We start from the raw sequence: 20,586 nt of genomic DNA on the forward strand, positions 1-20,586 counted from the left end.
GCCCCGGGGGCCGAAGGAAGTGGCGGCAGAGGGGTTTCCCTCCCCTCTACCCATCAGTACATTGACGCCATGTCTAATACGCCGCCCGCGTCGCCCGCCCCCGTGGCGTCGGAACACATAGATCTCAAGGCCCGCAACGTGTCCTTCTCCTGGGAGGACACCCCGCTCCACTGGCTGCCCGGCGATCCCTTCGCCAACCACACCATCAACGTGCTGCACCTGCTGCTCCCCGCGGGCGAGCGCTGGTTCGTGCACGTCTACAAGCAGGTGCTGCCGTACATCACGGACGAGCGACTGCGCGAGGACGTCGTCGGGTTCATCGGCCAGGAGGCCATGCACGCGAGCGCGCACGACGACGTGCTCCCCCACCTCAAGCGGCTGGGCCTGGACCCGACGCCCTACACGGCGCAGATCGACTGGCTCTTCGAGAAGCTGCTCGGGGACCGGACGCTGCCGCCGGGCGCGCCCCGCAAGTGGTGGCTGATGGAGCGCGTGGCGATGATCGCCGCGATCGAGCACTACACGGCCTTCCTGGGCAACTGGGTGCTCAACGCGGACGAGTTGGACCGGCGCGGCGCCGACCCGGTGATGCTGGACCTGCTGCGCTGGCACGGCGCGGAGGAGGTCGAGCACCGGTCGGTGGCCTTCGACCTGTTCATGCACCTGGACGGCAACTACCGGCGCCGGGCGCGCACCTGGGCCACGGCCTTCACCGCGCTGGTCTTCCTGTGGCAGCGCGGATCGCGCTACTTCATGGAGCACGATCCCGGACTCCCGCCCGGGTCCAAGGCCTCGGTGGGCCAGTTCTACCGCTCGGGCCGCAAGGGGACCCTGCCGTCGGCGGGCGCGATGCTGAAGTCGATCCCGACCTACCTCTCGCGCACCTACCACCCCTCGCAGGAGGGGTCCACGGCGCAGGCCGTCGCCTACCTGGCCTCCTCCCCCGGCGCGAACGGCGGTGCCCGCGGATGAGGCGCGCCCTCACGGTGACCGCGCTCGCGGGCGCCGCATGGCTGGCGAAGCGCGCGATCGGCCGGCGCATCGACTCCGGTTCGCCCCTGTGGCCGCTGCCCGCGCTGGAGACCCCTGTCTCGGGGTACTCGCCGCGCCGGTGGATCCCGGCGCTGATCGTCTCCCGTACGGAGCCGGCGGACGGGGTGCTGTCCCTGACCCTGGAATCGGCGGAGCTCCCGGAGTGGGCTCCGGGCGCGCACCTGGACGTGCAGCTCCCCTCGGGTCTGGTCCGCCAGTACTCCCTGTGCGGCGACCCCGCCGACCGGGGCCGCTACACGATCGCGGTCCGGCTCGTACCGGACGGCCGCGGCGGCTCGCGCGAGGCGCACGCCCAGCTGGTGGAGGGCGCGGAGCTCCCGGTCCGCCCGCCCCGCAACCGCTTCCCCCTCGTCCCCTCCCCGTCCTACGTCTTCGTCGCGGGCGGGATCGGCATCACCCCGGTCCTCCCGATGCTCCGGGCGGCGACGGCGGCCGGCGCGGACTGGACCCTGCTCTACGGGGGCCGCTCGCGGGCCTCGATGCCCTTCCTCGCCGAACTCGCGCGGTACGGGGACCGGGTCACGGTCGTCCCCGAGGACGAGGCGGGCCTCCCCGACCTGAGCGTGCTCGGCGCGCTGGGACCGGACGCGCCGGTCTACTGCTGCGGCCCGGCTCCGCTGATGGCGGCGGTCGAGGCGGCGGCACCGGCGGGCACCCCGGTCCACTTGGAGCGGTTCGCCCCGGCGGCGGCCGGCGGGGACGCGAAGCCCTTCACGGTGGAACTGCGCCGCTCGGGGCGGGTCGTGGAGGTGGCGGCGGCGGAGTCCGCCCTGACCGCCGTCCGCCGGGAGCTCCCCGGCACTCCGTACTCCTGCGAGCAGGGCTTCTGCGGCACCTGCCAACACCGGGTCCTGTCGGGGGACATCGATCACCGCGACACCCTCCTCACGGACGGCGAACGCGAGGACTCCATGCTCCTGTGCGTCTCCCGCGCGGCCTCTGACCGCCTGGTCCTGGACCTGTAGGGAGCCCCTGCGGGGGTGCGCAGTAGGGTGGCCGCATGACAACCGGGGTGCGGCGCAGGATGGGTGTCGAGGAGCGGCGGCAGCAGCTGATCGGAGTGGCGCTGGAGCTGTTCAGCCACCGGTCGCCCGACGATGTGTCCATCGACGAGATCGCGGCGGCCGCGGGGATATCGCGGCCGCTGGTCTACCACTACTTCCCCGGCAAGCTGAGCCTGTACGAGGCCGCGCTGCGGCGGGCGGCCGACGAGCTCGCGCTGCGTTTCGTGGAGCCCCGGGAGGGGCCGCTCGGGGCCCGGTTGCTCCGGGTCATGGGCCGGTTCTTCGCCTTCGTCGACGAGCACGGGCCCGGGTTCTCGGCGCTGATGCGGGGCGGGCCGGCGGTCGGCAGCAGCCGGGCCAACGCGATGATCGACGAGGTGCGGCAGGCGGCGTACGAGCAGATCCTCTCGCACCTGGGGGTCGACCTGCAGGCTCCGCCCGCCCGGCTGGAGCTCGTGGTGCGCTCGTGGGTGTCGCTGGCCGAGTCGACCGCGCTGATCTGGCTGGACGGCCGGCGGATCCCGCGCGCCGAGCTGGAGTTGCAGCTGGTGCACGACTTCGCGGCGCTGGCCGCGGTGAGCGCCGCGTACGACGCGGAGATGGCGGGGATCCTCGTACGGATCCTCGTGGACGAGCCGGCCGACGGGCCGTTCGGGGAACTGGTGGGGCGGCTGGTGGCCCTTGTCCCCACGGACCGCGGCCCCACCGGATCCGGCCCCTCGGTGCCCGGTCCGCGTTGATGGACCGTTCTTGATCGAATGGCGCGCGATAATGCCCGCGTGATCATTGACGACGGGATCGTGTTCCGGCAGGCCGAGGAGAAGGACTCCGGCACGCTGGTGGCGCTGTACGACCAGGCCGCCCGCTGGATGGCCGCACACGGGATCGAGCAGTGGAAGCCCGGGGAGAAGGACGCCGCGCACTTCCGGGCGGTCATGCGCGAGGGCGAGGTGTGGATCGCCTCGGACGGCAACGGGCACGCCGTCGGCGCGTACGAGCTGTGGTGGTCCGACGAGGAGGCCTGGGGCATCCAGCCGCCCGTGGCCGGCTACGTGCACCGGCTCATGGTCGAACGCGAGGCCGCGCCCGCCGGGGCCGGCCGGCGGCTGCTCGAACACTTCGAGCGGCGCATCGCCAGGACCGGCCGCGAACGGGCGCGGCTGGACTGCGTCTCCACCAACCCCCGGCTGGTCGCGTACTACCAGTCCGCGGGCTACCGGGTGGTCGGGGAGTTCCCCCACAAGGAGGGCAAGGACGGGCGGGTATACGGGGTGATCCTGCTGGAGAAGCGGCTGGATCAGCTCACTCTGGTCAACCCCGACTGACCCGCCCCCGCGTCGTCACCCCCGCTTGAAGACGGCCGCCGTGCGGGCCGGGACGGCGAACTCTCCCTTCGCCGGGTCGTACGCCGCCTGCCGGACCACCTGGTCCGCGCCCGAGGCCTGGACCGGGTGCAGGGCGTAGGCCGTGCCCGCGAGGGCCGGGACCCGCTGGGTCAGGGTGGTGGGGGTGGCGTTGAAGACCACCACCAGGTCGCCCAGGGTCATCGTGATCACGCCCGGGGTCTCCTCGGGCCCCGAGAGGGGGAAGGCCAGCTTCGCCTGGACCGCCGCGGCGGTGGCGAGGGCGAAGGCCGGTTCCGTCGTACGGATCTTCAGCAGGTCACGGTACGCGGACGAGGCGCCGTCGATCTCCGCGCAGCCGGGTGCGGGCGCGGCCAGCAGGGGCTTCGCGTAGGGCCACTTCGCGCGGTTGTCGGCCGCCGGGGGCAGGCCCCGGCCGAAGCCGTTGCCGTCCTTGCAGTCCCAGTGGACCGCGTTGAACCAGTCGCCGCTGTCGTAGGAGTTGCGGTCCAGGGACTTGGAGCGGAGCAGGTCCGTACCGGCCTGGGAGAGGGCCGGGCCCTGGGAGAGGGCGGCCACGGACAGGGCCAGGACCTGGGTGCGGGACCGGTCGGCCGTGGAGGTGCCCTCCGGGAGCTTGAACGCCAGGGCGTCGAAGAGCGTCTCGTTGTCGTGGGCGTCGACGTACGCGAGGGCGTCGCCGGGGGCTGCCGCGTACCCGGCCGGGGCTCCGTTGTAGTCCACCTCGGAGCCCTTGACCGTCCGGCCGGCGGAGTCCGTGAAGGCGTACGCGGCGAGGTTGCCGGTCAGCCCGACCTTGATCAGGTCCTGGTCGTGGAGGAGCCGGGCGCGCTGCTGCTCCGGAGTGCCGTTCGCCGGGGAGGTGTTGGGGGCGGTGAACAGGCCGGAGGCGAAGCCCTGGACGCGCGGGTCCTCGTCGAAGGGGCCGCCGCCGCGGACCGCGTCGCGGGCGCGGTCGGAGAAGGTGGCGATCCCGGTGCCGGCCATGTTCTGCTGCGTGGCCTGGACGAAGCGGGCGTCGTTGGCGACCTCGCCGAAGTTCCAGCCCTCCCCGTAGAGGACGATCTTCTTCCCGTCGACCCCGTCCCGGGCAGGCGTCAGCGCGTCGAGGGCGGCGCGCACGGCCAGGATGTTGGCCTTGGGGTGGTGGCCCATGAGGTCGAAGCGGAAGCCGTCGACCTTGTACTGCTTGGCCCAGGTGACCACCGAGTCCACGACGAGGCGGCCCATCATGGCGTTCTCGGGGGCGGTGTTGGCGCAGCAGGTGGAGGTGGCGACGGAGCCGTCGGCCAGCAGCCGCTGGTAGTAGCCGGGGACGATGCGGTCGAGCACCGACTTGTCGGACTGGCCGGCGGCCACGGTGTGGTTGTAGACCACGTCCATGACCGTGCGCAGGCCCGCGCCGTTCAGGGACTGCACCATGCGGCGGAACTCCACCGTACGGGCCGTGCCGTTCGGGTCGCTGGCGTACGAGCCCTCGGGGACCGTGTAGTGCAGCGGGTCGTAGCCCCAGTTGTAGGCGTCCTTCGCGGCCGCGGCGGCCACGCAGGCCTGCTGCTCCTCGGAGTCGGGGGCGTAGACCTTCAGGTCGCAGGCCGGCTCGGTGCGGTCACCGGGCTTCTCCGGGATGGTGCCGATGTCGAAGGCGGGCAGGAGGTGGACGTACGAGGTGCCGGCGACGGCCAGGTCGCGCAGGTGGCGCATGCCCGCCGAGGCGGTGTCCGTGAAGGCCAGGTACTGGCCGGGGTGGGTGCTGGTGGTGTCGGCGACCGAGAAGTCGCGGATGTGCAGCTCCTGGATCTGCGCGGAGGTGAAGGGGACGGGCGCGGGCTTCTTCAGCTCGCGCCAGCCGGCCGGGGCGAGCTTCGGGTCGGCGAGGTCCACGGCCAGGCTGTACGCGGAGTCCGTCGTCAGGGCGGTGGAGTACGGGTCGGTGACCAGGTTGCGGACCACCCGGCCGGTGCTCGGGGCCCAGACGGTGACGGCGAAGCGGTAGCGCTTGCCGGTCCAGTCGCGGTCGCCGCGCACCGACCAGACGCCGGTGGCGTCGTCGCGGCGCATCGGGACCTGGCGGCGGCCGTCCAGTTCGAGGGTCACCTGCTGGGCGGTCGGGGCCCAGACGGAGAGGGTGGGGCGGCCGTCCTTGAACACCGGGCCGAGGCTGGCGGTGGTCGCGTACAGGTCGTCGAGGACGCCGGCGAGCTGGACCCCGGTGGCGGCGAGGACGGCTCCGTTGGCGGCGCGGGCACTGGCCACGAGCTGGCCGCGCAGGGCTTCGCGGACGCGGTCGCGGTCGCGCGGGTCGACGGTGAAGGCGGCGTACGCGGCCAGGTGCGGGTACTTCTGCTTCTGCGCGGCGGTCAGCTCGGTCGTGGCCAGGCGCAGCCACTGGGCGCTGCCGGCGCCGGTCAGGGTGCCGTTCTCGGCCTTGACGGCGCCTTCGCGGGAGGCGAGGAGCTGGACGGAGGCGGCGGCCTGCGGGGCGTTCCAGGCGACGGTGTCGCGGTCGATCCAGACGGCCTGGGCCTTGGTGAGGTCCAGTGCGGCGGCGCTGCCGGCGGGCTGCGGGAGGAGGTACTTCTCCTTGCCGCCCAGCATCCACACCTCGTGCCCGTTGCCCTTCAGGTCGAGGGACTGGTCGGACGGGAGGTCCTTGGCGTCGCCGTTGTGGAGGATGTAGCTGAGGCTGGTGGCCCCGGCGGCGAGGGGGACCTCGTAGACGGCGCCGTAGGAGTCGGTGCGGACGGGGAGGACCGGCTTGGACCAGTCGGTGGGCGTGGCCGCTCCGGTCCAGACGTGCAGGCCCCAGCCCTCGTAGGCGCCGTCGGGGCGCTGGTAGTGCAGGACGGCCTTCGAGGTGTCCTGCGGCGGGTAGGCGGGGCGGTCGGTGCGGGCGGTCTCCTTGCCCTGCTCCAGCCAGATCTCACCGGTCTTCGTCACGTCGATGGTGCGATCGGTGGCGACGTCCTTGGTGCCGTTCTTGTCGATGACGAGGTAACTGACGCTGCTCGCACCGGGCTTGAGCTTGACGTGGGCGAAGGCTCCGTAGGCGTCACGGCCGGTGAAGTCGTGGCCTGCGGGCCAGGGGGTGGCTTCGCCCTCGGCGAGGTCGCCCCAGGCGTAGAGCCGCCAGTCGGTGTAGTCGCCGTCGGGGCGGTTGTAGTGGACGACCGCGTAGTCGCGCTGGGTGGCGGTGGGGACTTCGGCGGGCGGGAGCTGGCCGGTGGCCGACGCGGCGAGGGCGCTCGCGGTGCGGCCGGCGGAGTCGACGACCACGGCCTTGTAGCGCAGCGGGGTGCCGGCGGCGGCTTCGGCGTCGACGAACTGGGTGACCTTGTACGGTGCGTGGTCGGCGGAGCCGAGGACCTGCCACTTGTCCGTGCCGGTCTGGGCGGCGAACACGACCCGGCTCAGGGGGTCGCCGGTGACCTCGGCCGAGAGCTCCACGGTGCCGGTGGCGCCGGGGGCCGGGGCCTTGAGGGTCAGGGTGGGCTTGGCGGTGGGCTTGGCGGCGGGGGTGGCGGCCTGGAGGACCACGGAGCCGAGGGCCGGGAGGGTGACGGTCAGCTTGCCCGCCGCGGAGGAGCGGATCAGCGTGGCCGTGCCGCCGTAGAGGGCGGCGTACTGGACGCCTGCCGGGGCGTCGAGGTCGATGGTGCGGGGCGTGGTGGCGTTGTTGGCCGCGACCAGGTATTCGGTGCGCGTGCGGGTGTCGGTGCGGGCGAAGGCGTAGGCCGAACCGTCGGAGAATCGTTCGCTCTGGACACCGTCGCGGAGGGCCGGGTGGTCCTTCGTCAGCTTTGCGAGAGCCCTGATCTGCTGGTAGAGCGGGTGCTCCGGATCGTAAGCATCGCTCGCGTGGGTGCGCGCCGTTCCGAGCTGGTCGTCGTCCAGGTAGTCACCCGCCTTGGAGGCGAAGAGGGGCTGGCGGGCGTCCTTGTCCCCGCCCGCACCGGTGAAGCCCTGCTCGTCGCCGGAGTAGATCACCGGGTTGCCCCGGGAGAGGAACATCAGCTCGTTGGCCAGCCGGTACCGGTCCAGCAGCTCCTGCTCCCCCGCCCCCGGCCGGTCCTGCTTCAGGAAGGTCCCGAAGCGGCCCATGTCGTGGTTGCCGAGGAAGGTGACCTGTTCGTAGGCGTTCGCCTTGTCGGTGGTGTACCGGTAGTCGTCGCCGAAGACGGAGGCCAGCCTCCCCGCCTCCGCGCCCTGGGCGGCGTACGAGCGGATCGCCTCCTGGAGCGGGAAGTCGAGCGTGGCGTCCAGGCGGCCCCGGGTCACGTACGGGGAGGTGATCGCCGTGTCGGCGGAGTAGACCTCGCCGAACATGAAGAAGTCCTTGCGGCCGTGCCGGGCCGCGTACGCGTCGAGGGCGGTGGCCCACTGGGTCCAGAAGCCGGTGTTCACGTGCTTGACGGTGTCGATCCGGAAGCCGTCGACGTCGTAGTCCTCGACCCACTTCTCGTAGATCTTCTCCATCCCCTCGACCACTTCGGGACGCTCGGTCCACAGGTCGTCGAGGCCGAAGAAGTCACCCTTGTCGGAGGATTCGCCGGCGAAGGTGGAGTCGCCCCGGTTGTGGTACATCGTCGGATCGTTGAGCCAGGCCGGGGACTTCAGGTTCTTCTTCGCCGCGGGGACGAAGGGGGTGCGGGGGAAGGAGTCGGCGTCGGTCTTCGGGAACTTCCCCTCGCCCGCCTCGTAGTCGGAGTCCTCGAACGGCACTCCGTCCTTGGTCAGGTAGGGGAAGGCGCCCTCCGACAGGTACCCGTAGGAGGCCTCCCGGTAGTCGACGACGTCGGCGGTGTGGTTCGTGATGACGTCGAAGAAGACCTTCATCCCCTTCCCGTGCGCCTTGTCGATCAGCCGCTCCAGATCGGCGTTGGTCCCGAAGTGCGGGTCGACCTGGGTGAAGTCGGTGATCCAGTAGCCGTGGTAGCCGGCCGAGGCGTCCTTGCCCGTCCCCTGCACCGGCTGGTTCTTGAAGATCGGCGCCATCCAGATGGCGGTGGTGCCGAGCCCCTTGATGTAGTCCAGCCGGTCGGTGATCCCCTTGAGGTCCCCGCCCTGGTAGAAGCCCTTGTCCGTCGGGTCCAGGCCGGTCTCCAGCCGGGAGCCGGTCAGCCCGCCCCGGTCGTTGCGCGGGTCGCCGTTCGCGAACCGGTCCGGGAGCACGAAGTAGAACTGCTCCCGGGTCAGGTCGTGCCGCGCGGCCTCGGCGGCCAGTCTGGCGTCCGAGGGCGGGGCCGGTGGCGCCTTGGCGGCGGCCGCCGCAGCGGCGGGAAGGGCGGGCAGGAGCGTCACGGCCAGGGTGGCTGCGAGCACTCCCGCGGCGCCGGCGAGGGCGGGGCGTATCAAGGCGGATCTCCTCGGTGCGGGACGGGATGGGGCGGGAGGGTCAGTTGCGCCAGGTGTCGGTCAGCGTGACCTTGCCGTTGGCGGGGACCGTGGCGGAGCGGTTGGCTCCGCCCTCCCAGGTGACGTTCCCGGCGGCGTCCTTGCGGACGTACTTGTACGCGAAGACCGTGCCGGGCGGGAGCGTGACGTCGAGCTTCCAGACGGGATAGGCGGCCGGGTCGAGCTTGAGCGCGGCGCCGGTGTTCCAGCTGCCGAGCTCGGCGCGGTCACCGGTGACGTAGATGTTCTGGCCGACGACGGTGGTGGCGTTGACGGCGAAGGAGGCACCGGCAGCGGCGGGAGTGGACGTCGGGGTCGGAGTCGGGGTCGGGGTCGGGGTGGAGGTGGCGCCGCAGCCACGGGCGCCCACGTGCAGGGCGACGGCCGTCCCGGCCCCGAGCGTGGCGGTGAACCGCCCGCCGGAGTCCACGGTCACGGACCGCCCGCTCTGCACGTCGCAGTAGTCGCCGCCCGCGAGGGAGGTCTGGAACGTCCGCGTCAGGGCCGAGCCCTCGTGGTTGATCGCGACGTACGCCTTGGAGCCCCGCCCGAAGGCGATCCGGTCGGCGCCGTTGTCCCACCAGTCGGTGACGGCCTGGCCGCGCGCGGCATTGCGGAAGCCGACCATGGAGGAGATCTCCCGCCAGGCGTGCTGGCACTTCCACCCGTCGGCGTAACAGGCGTTCACGGTTCCGCCGTTGGGCGGTCCGGCGTCCCGGTCGGTCCACTCGTAGCCGGAGTGCACGTCGGGAGAGCCGTAGGGCCACGCCAGCATGAAGACGCTTGCGAGCGTGTAGGCGGACCCGTCCTTGTAGCTGAGGGTGTCACCGCCGCGCTCGGTGTCGTGGTTGTCGACGAACACGGCGGACTGCCCGGAGGGCATGTGCCCCCACGCCTCGCCGAAGTTCTTCAGGTAGGCGAGGTTCTCGCTCTGGAAGACCCGCTTGAGGTCCCGCGCGTACCGGAACTCCTGCACGTCTCCGTTCCCGAGGTACTCGCTCGGCGAGACCGCCTCGCCCGCCCCGTGGATCGCCTCCTGCTTCCAGTAGGCGTTCGGGTTCGACATCCGGGACTTTATGTTGGCGAGGTCGGCGGCCGGCATGTGCTTGGCGGCGTCGATCCGGAAGCCGTCGACGCCGAGGGAGAGCAGGTCGTTCAGGTACCCGGCGATCCGGCCCCGCACGTAGTCCTCGCCGGTGTCGAGGTCGGCGAGCTGCACGAGCTCGCAGTTCTGGACGTTCGCGCGATCGCCGTAGTTCGATATCGAGGACCGGCAGTCGTCCATGTCCCCACCGGAGTAGATGCCGGGGTAGTTGTACTTCGTGTACGAACTGCCCCCCGTCCCCACCCCGTCCGCGGCCGCCATGTGGTTGATGACGGAGTCGGCGACGACCTTCACGCCGGCGGCGTGACAGGCGTCGACCATGGCCTTGAAGGCGGTACGGTCACCCAGCCGCCCGGCGATCTTGTAGCTGACGGGCTGGTACGAGGTCCACCACTGGCTCCCCTGGATGTGCTCCTGCGGGGGCGACACCTGCACGTAGCCGTACCCGGCGGGCCCGAGGCTCTCCCCGCAGGCCTTCCCCACGGAGTCGAACTTCCACTCGAACATGACGGCGGTGACGTCCTTCTCACCTGGGGCGGCCGCCACGGCCTGCTGGGCGGACCCCCCGACGACGGCGAGGGCGGTGACGGCGGTGACGGCGGTGACGGCGGATACGGACAGCAGCGCGGCGGCGGCTCTGGCGGCGCGGGCACGGGTCGACATGCGGGTGTTCCTCCTGGCGGAGAGGCGCAGGACCGGGTGGGGGCCGGTCACGGCCGAGTTGGGGATTGCAGCGACCGTAGGTGCCAGGAGGAGGTGCTGCAAGACCTTGCGCAAGAGATTGCAGAATTGTTTCCGGGTGGAGTCGGGGCACGGGCGCGCGAACGCCCACCAGCCCGTCGGGGTTGGTGGGCGCATCGGATCGCCACGCACTGCCGCCCGGCCCGGCGACCGCCGGCCGTCCCGTGCGGCAGGACGGATCTACAGGTGCGGGAGGACGAAGTCGTAGTCGGGCCTGTTGGTCTGGCGGCTGTGGGCCCCGCCCGCGGCGCAGCGGCCGTTGTCCTGGAAGCCGTAGAAGAACATGACGTAGCACTTCGCGCAGAAGCGCCAGTTGCGCTGGGCCGTCGGCGTCTCCGGCACGTCGTGGGGGATGACGAAGTCGTAGTCGGCCGAAGGCTGCCGGCTGTGGGCGCCGCCCGCGGGACAGTGCCCGTTGTCCTGGAAGCCGTAGTAGAACATGTCGTAGCACTTGACGCAGAAGCGCCAGTTGCGCTGGGCCGTCGGCGTCTCCGGCACGCCATGGGGGATGACGAAGTCGTAGTCGGGCCTGTTGGTCTGGCGGCTGTGGGCACCGCCCGCGGGACAGCGGCCGTTGTCCTGGAAGCCGTAGTAGAACAGGCCGTAGCACTTCGCGCAGAAGCGCCAGTTCGACTGGTTCGCCAAGGAATTGGATTCCTTCGCGGAAGCCGGGAGGCCAAAGGCGCCCGCCGCCGCCGCTCCGGCCAGACCGGCCGTCACTCCGAGCGCCCTGGACAGGAACGTCCGCCGGTCCGGACCCTCGGTTCCGGAGCGCTGGTTTCGCTCGTTCTTCATCGCCTGAAAGGACATGCTCCACCTCTTTTCTGATGATGCGATTCGAAACGGGAGGGGGACCCGGTCCGGCACGTGAAGTGCCGGACCGGGCCGGCGTTCAGAAGTTCCAGCTCTGGCTGAGCGCGCCGTTGCAGCCCCAGCTCACGAGGAGCTGGCCGTTGTCGGCCCGGCCGGCCAGGATGTCCAGGCACTTTCCGTTCACCCGGTTGCGGATCTCACTGCCGTTGCGGAACCACTTCTGGTGGCTGCCTCCGTTGCAGTCCCACATGCTCACCGAGCCCTGGTCACCGAGGTGGGGGCCGTAGATCTCCAGGCACTTTCCGTTCAGGTTGGAACGGATCTGCTCACCGTCCCAGTACCACTGCTGGTTGGTGCCGCCGTGACAGTCCCACGTCACGACGGAGGCGCCGTTCTCCTGGTGGAACATGAAGATGTCGGCGCACCTTCCGTTCAGGTTGGACTTGAGGAGGGGCGCCGCGGCCGCCGCGGGGGTGCCCGTCAAGGTGGCGCCGGCCAGCAGTCCGGTAGCCGCCAGCAGAAGCATCAGTCGCCGTACGGGCCTCATGGATTCTCCTTCGTGTCGCCTTGCGCAGGTTGCGCTGGGCCCTGTCTAGCCGTCTGTTGATGTCCGGTGCCGGAACGGGGATTCCGGACATCAACAGCTGGACAAACACCTCCCATCACGACTGCGGAAAGACGCAGGAAGGAAGGTCATGCCCCGCCCCGAACGGCCGCTCGACCCGGACACCGGTCCTCTGACACAGTTCGCCGCCGACCTTCGAAAACTGCGCGAGGCAGCGGGACGGCCGCCTTATCGGGCACTCGCCAAAAAGGCGCACTATTCGTCCACGACCCTGTCGGACGCAGCGGGCGGGCACACGTTTCCCAGCCTCGGCGTCACGCTCGCGTACATCGAGGCGTGCCGGGGCGACCGACTCGTATGGGAAGCCCGCTGGCATGCGGTCGCCGCCGAGATCGCGGCGCGCGCACAGGACGCCGAGCCCGGGGAGAGCAGCCGGCAGGGCGCCCCGTACGCGGGGCTGTCGGCGTTCCAGCCGGAAGACGCCGACCGCTTCTTCGGGCGCGAGCGGCTGACCGGCGAGGTGGTCGCGAAGGTGCGCGAGCGCCGGTTCCTGGCGGTCTTCGGGCCGTCCGGATCGGGGAAGTCCTCGGTGCTGCGGGCGGGGCTCGTGGCCCGCGCCCGGGCATCGGGGTGGCCGGTGCTGCTGTTCACGCCGGGCTCGCATCCCGTGGAGGAGTGCGCCGTCCACCTGGCCTCGGAGACGGGCGTGGCTCCCGGCTCGCTGGTGGCCGAGCTGCTGGGCGATCCCGCGGCGCTGCACCTGCGGATCCGGCAGACCGTGATCGACCGGGCCCCGGACGTCGACGTGCTGATCGTGGTCGACCAGTTCGAAGAGGTCTTCACCCTCTGCGCGGACCGGGACGAACGGGACGCGTTCATCGCCATGCTGATCGCGGCCACCGGGTCGGAGACCAGCCGCACCCGGGTGGTGCTCGGCGTGCGCGCCGATTTCTACGGCCACTGCGTCCAGGACCCCCGGCTGGTCGAGGCGGTGCGCGACGCCCAGATCGCGGTCGGACCGATGAGCAGTCAGGAACTGCGCGAGGCCGTCACCCGGCCGGCGATGCTCGCCGACTGCACGGTGACCGGCCCGCTGCTGGCGGCCGTGGTCGCGGACGCGACCGGTCAGCCGGGTGCCTTGCCGCTGGTCTCGCACGCGATGGTCGAGACCTGGCGGCGTCGCAGCGGCAGCCGCCTCACCCTGGACGGTTATCTGGCGGCCGGCGGCATCCAGCACGCGCTCGCGCAGACCGCCGAGGCCGCCTACCGGGGGCTGTCCCCCGTACAGCAGGACCTCGCCCGATCCCTGTTCCTCCGGCTGACCGCGCTGGGCGACGGAACGGAGGACACCCGGCGCCGCATCACCAGGGACGAGCTGGACCCGACCCCCGACACGGACTTCGTGCTCGAATCCCTGGCCCGGCAACGGCTGGTGACCCTGGACGAAGGGTGCGTCGAGATCACCCACGAGGCGATCATCCGGTGCTGGCCGAGGCTGCGCGGCTGGCTGACCGAGGACCGGGACCGGCTGCTCCTGCATCGGCAGCTCACCGACGCGACCGCCGGATGGGAGGCGCAGGACCGCGACCCGCACGCCCTCTACCGGGGTGCCCGTCTGGCCGCGGCACTGGACCTGGCCGCCGCGGACGGCAGCCGCCTGACCTCCAGGGAGCGGCGCTTCCTCGACGCGGGCCGGGCAGCGCAGGCCGGCGAGATGGCGGCGGTCAGGCGCCGGTCGGTCCGCCTGCGGCAGCTGGTCACGCTGCTCACGGTCCTGGTGGTCATCGCGGCGACCGCGGGCGGACTGGCAGTCGACTCGCGCGACTCGGCCATCCGCCAGCGCAACGTGGCCATTGCCCGCAAGGCCGCCGCGGACGCGGCCGAGGTGCGGCGGCAGGACCCATCCCTCTCGGCGCAACTGAACCTGGCGGCGTACCGGCTGGCGGCCACGGGCGACGTCCGCGACCAGCTCATGAGCGCGTTCGCGACGCCGTACACGAGCCGTGTCACCGGCCACACCTCCGACGTGGTCGCGGTCTCCCTCGCTCCCGAGGGCCGGGTCCTGGCCACCGCGAGCTGGGACCGCACGGTTCGGCTGTGGGACGTCCGGGAGGCCCACCACCCCGTACAGCTGGCCGTCGTGAACCAGCCGGAGCGGCTGATGTCGGTGGCGTTCGGCGAGGGCGGCCGCGTCCTGGCCACGGCGAGCGAACGCTCGGTGCGGCTGTGGGACGTGACCGACCGGCGGGCACCCGCCGAGCTGAGCACGCTGCCGGACCAGCGGTCCGGGCCGACCTGGGTGGCGTACCGGCCGGGCGGTGTCCTGGCCACCGGCCACGATGACGGCGCGGCGCGGCTGTGGGAGGTGAACGATCCCCGCCACCCCCGGCTGCTGGCCACCCTGCCGGGCCACACCCACGCGGTGACCTCGGTGACGTTCAGCCCGGACGGCCACACGCTGGCGACCACCGGCGACACCACCGTCAGGCTGTGGGACGTCACCGACCCCGCCCAGCCCGCCCTCCGGGACGTCCTGCGCGGACACACCGACACGGTGACCTCGGCCGCCTTCCGCCCCGACGGCAGGACCGTGGCGACCGGAAGCTGGGACCGCACCGCACGGGTCTGGGACCTCACGCGAAGGGAGCCACCGGCCGTCCTGCTCGGCCATCCCGCGATCGTCTGGTCCGTGGCGTTCAGCCCGGACGGCAGCACGCTCGTCTCGGTGGGGGGGTCCACCCAGTTCTGGGATGTGGCCACCCCCGCCACCCCCGCCGGCCCGAAACGGACCAGCACGCTCCAGGGAGGCTTCTACCAGGCCGCGTTCAGCCCGGACGGCCTCGTGCTCGCCAACTCCGACCGGCTGCTGGACCTGCGGGACCTGTCCCTCGCGACCCACGACGACGTGGTCACGTCCCTGGCGTACGGCCCCGGCGGCCGACTGCTCGCCAGCGCCAGCTGGGACGGCACCGCACGGCTGTGGCAGGTCACGGGCGGCCGGGCCCTGTGGCCGCTGTCGGTCCTGCGGGGGCACACCCGGTTCGTCCGGTGCGTGGCGTTCAGCCCCGACGGGCGCACCCTCGTCACGGCGAGCGAGGACGCCACCGTCCGCGTCTGGGACGTGACCGATCCCCGCAAACCGCGTCTGGCTTCGGTCCTCAGCCCCGGCGCCGGCGAAGTCGGCGGCGCCGGCTTCGCTCCGAACGGCCGGCTGCTGGCCGTCTGGGCCCTGGGCACGGCCGGACTGTGGGACCTGACCGATCCGGGCAGTCCCAGGAGGCTGGGCCGGATCGCCGAGGACGGGCCGGACGTCACCATGGCTTCGTTCCGTCCGGACGGCCGGACGCTGGTGACGAGCAGCGGAGAGTCCGGTTCCCTGCGGTTGTGGGACATCGGCGATCCGCGCAGCCCGCGGGAACTGCCGTCCCCGTACCGGTCGGACCCGCTGACCGGCGGAGTGTTCAGTCCCGACGGCCGGAGACTGGCCGCCTTCCACCGCACGGACAAGACGGTGTGGCTGATGAACATCGACACCATCGGCCGCCCGACCGGAGTGCGGCGGCTGCCGGCGTCCGGCTCCTGGCTCTACCGGCTGGCCTTCGACCCGGCCGGCCGCCGCCTGGCAGCCGGGGCCGCGGACGGCAAGGCCCTGCTCTGGGACGTGCCCGGAGCGACGACCCCCACCGTTCTCACCGGCCACGCGAACCCCGTACCGGCCGTGGCGTTCAGCCCGGACGGCGCCACCCTGTCCACCGGCGGCAACGACTTCACGATCCGCATGTGGGACACCGATCTGAACAGGGTCACCGCCCGCATCTGCGACAGCGCGCACCCCCGGATCACCAGGGCCCAATGGACCCGGCACTTCACGGCGGTCGACTTCAGCCCGCCGTGCCGCACCGCGCCGCTTCCGTGACCGGCCCCGCGCTACGCCCCGGGTCCCTGCCCCGTCGAGCCCCGGACCACCAGCTCCGGCTGGAAGACGTACTCGGTGCGCTGGACCGGGGTTCCGGCGACCGCTTCCAGGAGGGCGCCCACCGCCGCCGTGGCCATGGCGCGGACCGGCTGGCGGACCGTCGTCAGCGGGGGGTCCGTGAACGCGATGAGCGGGGAGTCGTCGAAGCCGACCACCGAGACGTCCTCCGGGACGCGCAGGCCCCGCTCGCGGGCGGCCCGTATGACGCCCAGGGCCATCGGGTCGCTGCCGCAGACGATGCCCGTGCAGCCCCGGTCCAGCAGGGCTCCGCCCGCCGCATGGCCGCCCTCGACCGTGAAGAGGGTGCGCTGGATCAGCCCATCGGCCGCGGCCGAGGGGAGGGCCGCGACGAAACCCGCCTCCTTGCGGGCCGACGGGACGTAGCGGGTCGGGCCGATGGCCAGGCCGATCCTGCGGTGGCCCAGGTCCTCCAGGTGACGGACCGCCATGTCCGCCGCCGCGCGGTCGTCCGGGGAGATGAAGGGGGCCTGGACCTGCTCGTTGAACCCGTTGATGAGGACGAAGGGGACCCCCCGCGCCGCGAGCCGCTGGTAGCGCGAAGGGTCCGCCGAGGAGTCCGCGTGCAGCCCCGACAGGAACACGATGCCGGTGACCCCGCGCTCCTCGAGCTGCTCCACCAGCTCGTCCTCGGTGGCCCCGCCCGGGGTCTGCGTGCACAGCACCGGGGTGTAGCCGTGGCCCGCGAGGGTCTGCTCGATGACCTGGGCGAACGCCGGGAAGATGGGGTTGGTCAGCTCCGGGGTCAGCAGGCCGACCAGGCCGTTGCTGCGCCGGCGCAGCCGGACCGGGCGTTCGTAGCCCAGCAGGTCCATGGCGGCCAGCACCTTGTGCCGGGTGCCGGAGGCCACGCCGGCCTTGCCGTTGAGCACGCGGCTGACGGTCGCCTCGCTGACCGCGGCCTGCGCGGCGATGTCCGTCAGCCGCAGCGGGGAGGTCATCCCCGCCACCACACCGCCGTGTCGGCCGGCAGCTCCGACGGGTCGGGCAGGGGCCCGCTCGCCAGGAGTACGGTGCCCGGCGCGGGCATCCGCACCGGCCCGCCCGTGGTGTTGACCGTGCAGGTGAACTCCCCCCGGCGGAAGGCCAGGACGCCCGCCGGGGCCTCCAGCCACTCCACCGCGTCGCCGGCGCCCAGCTCCGGGTGCGAGCGGCGCAGGTGCAGCGCGGAGCGGTAGAGCTCCAGCGTCGAGTCCGGGTCCCCGGTCTGCGCGGCCACGCTCAGGCCCGCCCACTCGGCCGGCTGCGGCAGCCAGCTGCCGCCGTCGCCGAAGCCGTACGGGGCCTGCGTACCGGACCACGGGATCGGTACGCGGCAGCCGTCGCGCATCCCGTCCTGCCCGGCACCCCGTGTGAAGGCCGGGTCCTGCCGCACCCCGTCGGGCAGGTCGAGGACCTCCGGCAGGCCGAGCTCCTCGCCCTGGTAGACGTACGCCGATCCGGGCAGGGCCAGCATCAGCAGCGCGGCCGCCCGCGCCCGGGCCAGTCCCTCGGCCCCTCCCCCGTACCTCGTGACGTGGCGCACCACGTCGTGGTTCGACAGCACCCACGTCGTGGGCGCGCCCACCGGGCGCATCGCGTCGAGGGACTCGTCGATGGTGGCGCGCAGCGCCTCGGCGTCCCACCCGGTGTTCAGGTAGTGGAAGTTGAAGGCCTGGTGCAGCTCGTCGGGCCGCAGGTACATGGCCGTCCGGTCGGCGCTGGGCGTCCAGGCCTCGGCGACGCCGATGCGGTCGCCCGCGTACTCGTCGAGGACCCGGCGCCAGGAGCGGTAGATCTCGTGGACGCCGTCCTGGTCGAAGAAGGGCAGCACCTGGTTGCCGAGCAGCTTGAGCTGTTCGCCGCGGCCGAGGTCGGGCAGGCCGGGGGCCTTGACCAGACCGTGGGCCACGTCGATGCGGAAGCCGTCGGCGCCGAGGTCCAGCCAGAAGCGCAGGATCGAGCGGAACTCGTCCTGGACGGCCGGGTGTTCCCAGTTGAAGTCGGGCTGCTCGGGCGCGAAGAGGTGCAGGTACCACTCGCCGTCGGCGACCCGGGTCCAGGCGGGTCCGCCGAAGATGGACTCCCAGTCGTTGGGGGGCTCGCCGCCGCCGTCGCCCCGGCCCGGGCGGAAGTGGAAGCGCTCGCGCAGCGGGGACCCCGGGCCCTCGCGCAGCGCCTGCTTGAACCATTCGTGCTGGTCGGAGCAGTGGTTGGGGACCAGATCCACGATGATCCGCAGGTCCAGCGCGTGGGCTTCGCGGATCACGGCGTCGGCGTCGTGGAGGCTGCCGAACATCGGGTCGATGGCCCGGTAGTCGGCGACGTCGTAGCCGGCGTCGGCCTGCGGGGAGGCGTAGAAGGGGCTGAGCCACACGGCGTCGACGCCCAGGTCCTTCAGGTAGGGCAGTCGGCTGCGGATGCCTTCGAGGTCCCCCATGCCGTCCCCGTTGGAGTCGGCGAAGCTGCGCGGATAGACCTGGTAGATCACCGCTTCTCTCCACCAGCCGGGCTGGGTGCCGGGGGAGGTGGGGATGCCACTGCTCGAAGGCAGGGCGGCGAGGTGCTGGGTCATGTCGTCCTTGGGAGATCGGGCCGGGGGTGAGAGGGGGCAGGCATCGGGTGGTCGGCCCGTGCGCGCGGGGCGGTCAGCCCTTGGTCGCGCCTGCCGTCATCCCGGCGACGAGGTGACGCTGGGCGAAGAGGAAGAAGAACGCCGCGGGGATGGCGATGAGGATGGAAGCCGCGCTCATCGCGCCCCAGTTGGAGGTGTACTGGGTGACGAAGGTCTGCAGGCCGCCGGCCAGGGTGAGGTTGTCCTCGCCGACCATGAAGGCGGAGGCGTACGCGACCTCGCCCCAGGCGGTGATGAAGGCGTAGAAGCCGGTGACGGCGAGGCCGGGCTTGGCGAGCGGGAGGATCAGGCGCCAGAAGGTGCCGAAGGGGTTGAGCCCGTCGACGCGGCCGGATTCGTCGATCTCGACCGGGATGGTGTCGAAGAAGCCCTTCATCATCCAGGCGCAGAACGGCACGGCGATGGTGAGGTACGTGATCACCAGGCCGAGCGGCTGGTTGAGCAGCCCCAGGTCGCCCATGAGGTTGTAGAGCGGGACGATGAGGATGGCCATCGGGAACATCTGCGTGATGAGCAGGGTCCACATCAGCGGCTTCATTCCGGGGAACTTGAAGCGGCTGACGGCGTATCCGGTGGTGGCGGCGATGAACACCCCGAGGACGGTGGTGATGCCGGCGACCAGGACGGAGTTGCCGAACCAGGAGAGGAAGGAGGTCGACTCCACCAGGTAGTGGTAGTTGTCGAGGGTCGGTTCCTTGACGAAGTCCGTGGAGATGGCGTGCTTGGCCGGCTTGAGCGAGGTCAGCAGGACCCACAGCACCGGGAAGACGGCGATCACGGAGGCGACGGCCAGGGTGGAGTGCAGGCCGACGGAGGCGAGCGGGGAGCGCTTGCCGCGGGGGCGGGCAGAAGCCGCCCGCGCGGAACGCTCGGAACGCGCGGAGTTGGTCGTCACGGTCACCACACCTCTCCCTGCTTGCGCAGCGAGCGCCGGTAGACCAGCGCGAAGATCATGAGCAGCAGGAGGATCAGTACGCCCCAGGTCGCCGAGCCGGCGAAGTCGCGCGGGCTCGACACGAACGCCTCGCGGAAGGCCTGGGTCACCAGGATCTCGGTGGAGTCGCCCGGGCCGCCCCGGGTGAGCAGGAAGATCACCGGGAACATGTTGAAGGTCCAGATGGTGGAGAGCAGGATCACGGTCATGCTGACCGTGCGCAGCCCGGGCAGGGTGATGTGGCGGAACCGCTGCCAGGGGGAGGCCCCGTCCATCTCGGCGGCCTCGTAGAGCTCGCCGGGGATCGACTGCATTCCGCCGAGCAGGGCGACCATCATGAAGGGGACGCCGAGCCAGACGTTGACGGAGATGACGGCGATCTTGGCCCAGGTCGGGTCGTCGAGCCACGGGACGGCGGAGATGCCGCCGCCTTCGAGGATCTTGTTGAGGATGCCGTTGTCGCGGTTGAAGAGGAACCGCCAGGCGAAGACGGAGACGAATCCGGGCACCGCCCAGGGCAGGATGAGCGCCATCCGGTAGGCGGCGCGGCCCTTGAACTCGCGGTTGAGCACGGTGGCCAGGCCGAGGCCGAGCGCGAAGGTGATCGAGACGCAGGCGACGGTCCACAGGACCGTCCACACCAGCCGCTGCAGGAACACCGGGTCGGCCAGGACGGCGGCGTAGTTGTCGAGCCCGATGAACTCGTACGACGCCTCGATGTGGTTGGCGCCGATGGTGCGGCCGACGTTGCGTTCGGTGGCGTCGGTCAGCGACAGGTAGACGCCGCGGACCAGGGGCCAGCCGATGATGACGCCGAGCACGAGCACCACGGGGGTGATCATGGCCCAGGCGTACCAGTGGGTGGCCAGGGCCCGCTTCAGCCCGGGACGGTTCCTGTTGTCAGTCCTGCGGCTCCGGCCGCGGGCGGCGGGACCGGCATCAGGACCGGTCTCGCTGCCCGCGGCCTTCGCCACCGACTGGCTGGTGTGAGCAGCCATGGTTTCC

The 20,586-nt window shown here is 71.8% G+C and carries 13 protein-coding genes; 5 read left to right on the top strand and 8 right to left on the bottom strand.

What is annotated here, in order from left to right; translation table 11 throughout:
* The first annotated feature begins 69 nt into the window (after positions 1-69).
* From ACFYM0_RS28740 to ACFYM0_RS28755, 4 genes are read left to right on the top strand one after another with little or no spacing between them, the layout of a single operon-like run.
* Positions 70-972, top strand: a complete 903-nt coding sequence (locus ACFYM0_RS28740) for a metal-dependent hydrolase (protein WP_388506368.1) — start codon at positions 70-72, stop codon at positions 970-972.
* Complete coding sequence (locus ACFYM0_RS28745; protein WP_388506369.1) at positions 969-2,018, top strand: PDR/VanB family oxidoreductase; 1,050 nt, start codon at positions 969-971, stop codon at positions 2,016-2,018. Before ACFYM0_RS28740 ends, ACFYM0_RS28745 begins: the two co-directional genes overlap by 4 nt.
* A 35-nt stretch (positions 2,019-2,053) precedes the next feature.
* Entirely contained in the window at positions 2,054-2,797 is a 744-nt protein-coding gene (locus ACFYM0_RS28750) for a TetR/AcrR family transcriptional regulator (RefSeq protein WP_388506371.1), read from the top strand.
* 39 nt (positions 2,798-2,836) lie between these two features.
* Positions 2,837-3,382 (top strand): GNAT family N-acetyltransferase, encoded by a 546-nt coding sequence (locus ACFYM0_RS28755; RefSeq protein WP_388506373.1) that lies wholly within the window; start codon positions 2,837-2,839, stop codon positions 3,380-3,382.
* Between the two features lie 15 nt (positions 3,383-3,397).
* On the opposite strand, the gene pulA is transcribed toward ACFYM0_RS28755, so the two are convergent.
* The 4 genes from pulA to ACFYM0_RS28775 all read right to left on the bottom strand — a co-directional run bounded on the left by pulA (position 3,398) and on the right by ACFYM0_RS28775 (position 12,021).
* A complete protein-coding gene (pulA, locus tag ACFYM0_RS28760) occupies positions 3,398-8,776 on the bottom strand; it encodes a pullulanase-type alpha-1,6-glucosidase (RefSeq protein ID WP_388506375.1) in 5,379 nt (1,792 codons plus the stop codon).
* Between the two features lie 40 nt (positions 8,777-8,816).
* The gene (locus ACFYM0_RS28765) at positions 8,817-10,583 is read right to left on the bottom strand and encodes a carbohydrate-binding module family 20 domain-containing protein (RefSeq protein ID WP_388506377.1); all 1,767 of its coding nucleotides are present in this window, start codon (positions 10,581-10,583) and stop codon (positions 8,817-8,819) included.
* 258 nt (positions 10,584-10,841) lie between these two features.
* The gene (locus ACFYM0_RS28770) at positions 10,842-11,471 is read right to left on the bottom strand and encodes a hypothetical protein (RefSeq protein WP_388506379.1); all 630 of its coding nucleotides are present in this window, start codon (positions 11,469-11,471) and stop codon (positions 10,842-10,844) included.
* An 82-nt stretch (positions 11,472-11,553) separates the two neighbouring features.
* Positions 11,554-12,021 carry an RICIN domain-containing protein gene (locus ACFYM0_RS28775; RefSeq protein WP_388506381.1) on the bottom strand — a complete coding sequence of 156 codons (468 nt, stop codon included), beginning with the start codon at positions 12,019-12,021 and terminating at the stop codon, positions 11,554-11,556.
* Between the two features lie 148 nt (positions 12,022-12,169).
* Here ACFYM0_RS28775 and ACFYM0_RS28780 point away from each other — a divergent pair, with 148 nt between their 5' ends.
* Entirely contained in the window at positions 12,170-15,955 is a 3,786-nt protein-coding gene (locus ACFYM0_RS28780; RefSeq protein ID WP_388506382.1) for a hypothetical protein, read from the top strand.
* An 11-nt stretch (positions 15,956-15,966) separates the two neighbouring features.
* Here ACFYM0_RS28780 and ACFYM0_RS28785 read toward each other — a convergent pair whose 3' ends face one another.
* The 4 genes from ACFYM0_RS28785 to ACFYM0_RS28800 form a co-directional block, all read right to left on the bottom strand.
* Entirely contained in the window at positions 15,967-16,974 is a 1,008-nt protein-coding gene (locus ACFYM0_RS28785; RefSeq protein ID WP_388506384.1) for a LacI family DNA-binding transcriptional regulator, read from the bottom strand.
* Complete coding sequence (locus ACFYM0_RS28790; RefSeq protein ID WP_388506386.1) at positions 16,971-18,587, bottom strand: glycoside hydrolase family 13 protein; 1,617 nt, start codon at positions 18,585-18,587, stop codon at positions 16,971-16,973. The genes ACFYM0_RS28785 and ACFYM0_RS28790 overlap by 4 nt, the downstream gene beginning before the upstream one ends.
* A 73-nt stretch (positions 18,588-18,660) precedes the next feature.
* Positions 18,661-19,542, bottom strand: a complete 882-nt coding sequence (locus tag ACFYM0_RS28795) for a sugar ABC transporter permease (protein WP_388506387.1) — start codon at positions 19,540-19,542, stop codon at positions 18,661-18,663.
* 2 nt (positions 19,543-19,544) lie between these two features.
* The gene (locus tag ACFYM0_RS28800) at positions 19,545-20,579 is read right to left on the bottom strand and encodes a carbohydrate ABC transporter permease (protein WP_388506389.1); all 1,035 of its coding nucleotides are present in this window, start codon (positions 20,577-20,579) and stop codon (positions 19,545-19,547) included.
* Between the last annotated feature and the right edge of the window lie 7 nt (positions 20,580-20,586).

The organism is Streptomyces sp. NPDC006487 (genome assembly GCF_042870555.1).
Taxonomy (GTDB): Bacteria; Actinomycetota; Actinomycetes; order Streptomycetales; family Streptomycetaceae; genus Streptomyces.